Raw genomic sequence first — 4,993 nt, forward strand, 5'->3', positions numbered from 1 at the left:
CCATCAAGAATTTCTTGAGCGGCTTCTGCGATCGCGCCGCCCTTGTTCAATTCCAATCTTCCTACATCTGTATTAGCAAGCGCTGCAGCCTTTTTTACAATTGCGAATGCTTTAATTAAGCCTTCATGGATTTTGTATCCTGTAATTGGGAAGTTTTCTACTGCACGCATTGTTTGTACGCCGTAGTATGCATAGTTTGGCACTTCTTTTTCACCTAAAAAATCTTTTTCAATTCGAACACCATTTTTAACTTCAGTTAATGTTGCCATGATTATTCACTCCTTAACGATTTCTTATGCTGCTTTTGTTTCTTTGACTGTTTCTACATATTGTTTTGCTTTCTCATTATCGAATTCGCCTTCCCACTTCGACATAACAATGGCCGCTAATGCATTTCCTAATACATTGACAGATGAGCGAATCATATCTAAAATGCGGTCAATTCCCGCAATTAACGCGATACCTTCTAGTGGTAACCCCATTGAACCTAACGTTGCTAATACAACAACGAACGATGCACCTGGAACTCCCGCCATACCTTTGGATGTTAACATGAGAACGAATAATAACGTTATTTGCTCCGTTAATGACATGTGCACACCGTACATTTGTGCAACAAACAATGCCGCTAACGCTTGATAAATAGCCGATCCAGTCAAGTTAAATGTATAACCTGTCGGAATTACGAAAGAGGCAACTGCCTTTGGACAACCGAACTCTTCCATTTTTCTCATTATATTAGGTAAAACAGCTTCTGAACTTGCTGTCGTAAACGAAAGAATCAGTTCTTCTTTTAAAATTTTCATTAATGTAAAAATGTTTACGCCAACCATTCGTGCATTAATACCTAATACAATCACAACGAATAGTATAACAGTTACGTATACAGCTAGCACTAGTTTTCCTAGCGGAAGTAATGTCGCTACACCAAATTTTGCAACCGTAACGGCAATTAATGCGAATACACCAAATGGTGCAAATTTCATCACTTGATTTGTAACCCAAAACATGGCTTCGAGTACGCCTTCAAAAAAGTTAAAGACAGGCTTTCCTTTTTCCCCAATTGCCGCAACTCCTAAGCCGAATAATACTGAGAAGAATATAATCGGTAATAGGTCACCTTGTGCAATCGATTCAAATACGTTTTTCGGTACAATGTGAACAATTGTCTCAGCAAAACCTTTCTTCTCGGTTGCATCTGCAGTTTGTTTATAAGAAGAAATATCACTTTGCTGTAAATTACTCATATCAACACCAGTACCTGGTTGGAATATATTCGCTGCAAGTAATCCCATTAAAATAGCAATTGTCGTAATAATTTCGAAATAAAGAATTGTCTTACCGCCCAGTTTCCCAAGCTTTTTCATATCTCCTACACCAGCTACTGCAACAATTAATGCTGAAATAACAATTGGTACTACAATCATCTTAATTAAGTGAATAAATATATCTCCAATTGGTGTGATATAAGAAATCGCCGTTTTATTGCCATAAAAGACTGCCCCTACTACAATCCCTAAAACAAGCGCTACAAAAATTTGTGTTGCCAATCCGAATTTTTTCATTTATGTTCATCCCCTTCATGCGAACGCTTTCAATTTGAATTTATAAAAGCTACTTACACATCTTATAAGCGAACCTACAAAATCATACAAAAACCTACAAGTTCGTCACAAAAAATTCAAATATTTTTCTTCTTTTTTTCATTGACACCATTTTGTTAAAAAACGATAAAATAAACTTGATAAGTAATCAGATTGTTTCGTATAATCAAAAAGATATATACTTAAAAAAAATCGAAATGAAAAGGAGTGGATGTTATGAGAAACTATACAAAGAAATTCGTCCTATCTTCTTCTTTTCTTTTTCATTTTCTTAAAAAGGAACAAAGGCATTCGCCTTTGTTCCTTTTTTATTGCGATCTATATAGGGGGAATAGTTATGAGACCATATAAACGTGTCTTAATTAAATTAAGCGGCGGTGCACTTGCCGATCAAACTGGAAATAGCTTTAACTCCAAACGATTAGAACATATCGCAAACGAAATTTTATCCATTGTTGATTTAGGTATCGAAGTATCCATCGTCATCGGTGGCGGTAACATTTTTAGAGGTCATCTAGCTGAAGAATGGGGAATTGATCGCGTAGAAGCTGATAATATCGGTACGTTAGGTACAATTATTAACAGCTTAATGCTTCGCGGTGTTTTAACAAGTAAAACAAATAGAGAAGTGCGCGTTATGACTTCCATTCCATTTAATGCAGTAGCTGAACCATACATTCGTTTGCGTGCAGTCCACCATTTAGATAACGGTTATATCGTTATCTTTGGAGGCGGAAACGGGCAACCGTTCGTGACGACAGATTATCCAAGCGTACAAAGAGCTATTGAAATGAATAGTGATGCCATATTAGTCGCAAAACAAGGTGTCGACGGCGTTTTTACAAGTGATCCAAAGCATAACAAATCAGCAAAAATGTACAGCAAACTAAACTATAATGATGTTGTTAGACAAAATATACAAGTCATGGATCAAGCAGCATTACTGCTTGCCCGAGACTACAATTTACCAGCACATGTCTTTAACTTTGATGAGCCTGGAGTGATGAAACGAATTTGTTTAGGGGAGCATGTAGGGACGTTGATTAATGATGATGCTTCATTGCTGGTGCATGAAAAATAATGATTTCCCACCAAAAAAGGGTGTCTTTTGTAGGCACCCTTTCCTAATTCATCATCACAAATAGAAGTCAACCAATCCCGCTACTTTCTCCTTACAACGCTCCCAAAAAGATAACTTTTCAAAAAACTCTTTCGTCATTTCTTTCGAATCATGAAAATCCTCTGTTAACGCCTTATTAACTTGTTCTACAATAGGACCACCATAAATATAAAAATTCATTTCATCATTTATATTGAAGCTACGCGAAGTAAAGTTTGTTGTACCTATAACAGTTAACTCATTATCAATCAGCATTAACTTTCCATGAAACATTCCTTTTTTATACCCATATACAGTAATCCTATTATTAACAGCCTGACGTATGTATGGATACGCCGCTTCTTTTATAAGAGGTAGATCTGGTTTATATGACCAAAGTATTTTTACTGTAACACCACGCTTTTGCGCCGCGATTAAAGCATTCATAGATTCTTTATTTTTCGCTATAAAATACGGCGTTGCAATTACAATTGAGTGCTGAGCTTGTTTTATGAGCTCTATATATTTCTCAGCAACGTAATGGCCATTGTAACTAGTCATAGTATGTAATGTATTCCCTTTGCTAGCCTTATTCGTACTTCTCTTTATATCTTCTTTCGTATCTCGCTTCCAATCTAAAGCGAATTGCTCCTCTAAATCTTTTGCTCCTTCTCCTTTAAGCCGTACATGATAATCACGCCAATATCCAAATCGCTTATCTTTCCCCAAGTACTCATCTCCTATATTAAATCCGCCTGTATAGCCAATTTCTCCATCAATCGTCGTAATACGGCGATGATTACGATGATGTAGGGAATAAAACCCGAATGGTAATTCCTGTTTTCTACTATATGTAAAATGCACGCCACTTTCCTGTAATTCTTTTTTCACCTTTCTTTCAAATGATAAATCGTTAAGTAAATCGACAGATAAATATACGTTTACTCCTTCTCTCGCCTTCTCTTTTAATAAGTTTAAAAAAGTATGGCTACTTTTATCATCCGACAAAATGAAAAAGTACGTGTAAATAGATTGCTTCGCCTCTCTTATATCAGTAAATAACTGTTTATAAAATGACTTTCCTTCTACATATAATTGAAAATCACTATAATGAGGAGCGTACTCTGTCGGCATATTTTTCCCGACTTCCATTTTTCTTCCGAGCGTAACGTCAATATGCATCCAAATTAAAACAAAAACGAAAATAGTAATTACAATAGAAGTAACTCGCAATATTTTTTTAATCATTTTGATTTCCTTCCGCTCATTTTCTTTCCACCTTTCTATTTTGTCATTCAAATTTAGATTTCATGCTTCATACAAAAAAGGATGCGACTTAACGTCACACCCTTTTCATATTAAACAAAGTTTCTCGCATCATTATTTCTTCCAAACTTATAAATAGCAATTAAGAAGAATGCTACTGCAAAGGCAAATAAGATTAAAATATTTAAATACAAATCTGAAATTGGAATTCCTTGTTGTAGTTTTGATACTGTGTCTAATAGCCATCTCTGCGGAAGAAAATCAGCTACTTTTTGTACCGCTTTTGGCATAATGTCATAAGGAAAATAACATCCAGCCAGTAAACATGTCGGTACAATAATCATATTTTGCAGTGCATTTGCTGATGCTGAGTTTTTCGAAAAAGCGACAAGGACTAACGATATTCCAATCGCTATTAAAGCAAATAGCATGAGTACACCAATCATCACTATGAAAGGCATATTGATATTTATATGAAAAATATTCGTTAGGAATAAGATTGTAATCAGAATTTGTACTGTTAATAGCAGCATATTTACCCCGACATTAGATAATATGAATTTCTTCCCATCTATCGGCGTTGATAAGAGTCTAAAATACGTTCTATTTTCTTTTTCTTTTAAAATATAACCTGATAAGTTCGCTGCTGAAAATAGCATAAACATAATAAGGTAACCCATCGTTTGGTTTGTCATATCTTTATTTTTCGAAGTATCTTCTAGCGTCTCAGTTTTCATTTTAAATGAACCTTTTTGATATCCTGCGTACATAGTATCAAATGCACTTTGATCTGTTCCTGCTACTTTACTAATAGCTGCTACATTATCAATATAATTGTATAAATATGATTTTATAAATCCTGTTACTTGATCACCTTTAATCGATGAAATTTCAATATGATTTGGTTTCCCTTCTCGAACACTTTTTGAAAAACCAGAATCTAATGTAATAACTCCATCAAGTTTTTTGGAAGTGAGTTTATCTTCTACTTCAGATTCTTTAATTTTACTTACCTTTACATGAT

General features: G+C 34.8%; 4 protein-coding genes and 1 pseudogene. 1 reads left to right on the forward strand and 4 read right to left on the reverse strand.

The genetic code is table 11. From position 1 onward, the window contains the following. Together DN403_RS27210 and DN403_RS27215 are read right to left on the reverse strand one after the other, a co-directional pair. Positions 1-269 (reverse strand): annotated as a pseudogene (locus DN403_RS27210) (lyase family protein); the annotation flags it as partial. A 24-nt stretch (positions 270-293) separates the two neighbouring features. Next, on the reverse strand, positions 294-1,565 hold the full coding sequence (locus DN403_RS27215) for a cation:dicarboxylate symporter family transporter (protein ID WP_000713293.1): 1,272 nt from the start codon (positions 1,563-1,565) through the stop codon (positions 294-296). Positions 1,566-1,941: 376 nt separating this feature from the next. Here DN403_RS27215 and pyrH point away from each other — a divergent pair, with 376 nt between their 5' ends. Beyond that, on the forward strand, positions 1,942-2,685 hold the full coding sequence (pyrH, locus tag DN403_RS27220) for a UMP kinase (protein WP_001248060.1): 744 nt from the start codon (positions 1,942-1,944) through the stop codon (positions 2,683-2,685). A gap of 54 nt (positions 2,686-2,739) precedes the next feature. Here pyrH and DN403_RS27225 read toward each other — a convergent pair whose 3' ends face one another. Together DN403_RS27225 and DN403_RS27230 are read right to left on the reverse strand one after the other, a co-directional pair. After that, positions 2,740-3,951, reverse strand: a complete 1,212-nt coding sequence (locus DN403_RS27225) for a phospholipase D-like domain-containing protein (RefSeq protein ID WP_016077884.1) — start codon at positions 3,949-3,951, stop codon at positions 2,740-2,742. 110 nt (positions 3,952-4,061) lie between these two features. Continuing rightward, positions 4,062-4,993 (reverse strand): ABC transporter permease (locus DN403_RS27230; protein WP_149185951.1); only part of this gene is annotated, 932 nt, incomplete at its 5' end.

Source organism: Bacillus sp. AY2-1 (assembly GCF_008368965.1).
Taxonomy (GTDB): domain Bacteria; phylum Bacillota; class Bacilli; order Bacillales; family Bacillaceae_G; genus Bacillus_A; species Bacillus_A thuringiensis_S.

Bases quoted from the DNA above. Each gene is read 5' to 3' on its own strand.
- DN403_RS27215 (WP_000713293.1), bottom strand. From the start codon at position 1,565: ATGAAAAAATTCGGATTGGCAACACAAATTTTTGTAGCGCTTGTTTTA.
- pyrH (WP_001248060.1), top strand. From the start codon at position 1,942: ATGAGACCATATAAACGTGTCTTAATTAAATTAAGCGGCGGTGCACTT.
- DN403_RS27225 (WP_016077884.1), bottom strand. From the start codon at position 3,951: ATGATTAAAAAAATATTGCGAGTTACTTCTATTGTAATTACTATTTTC.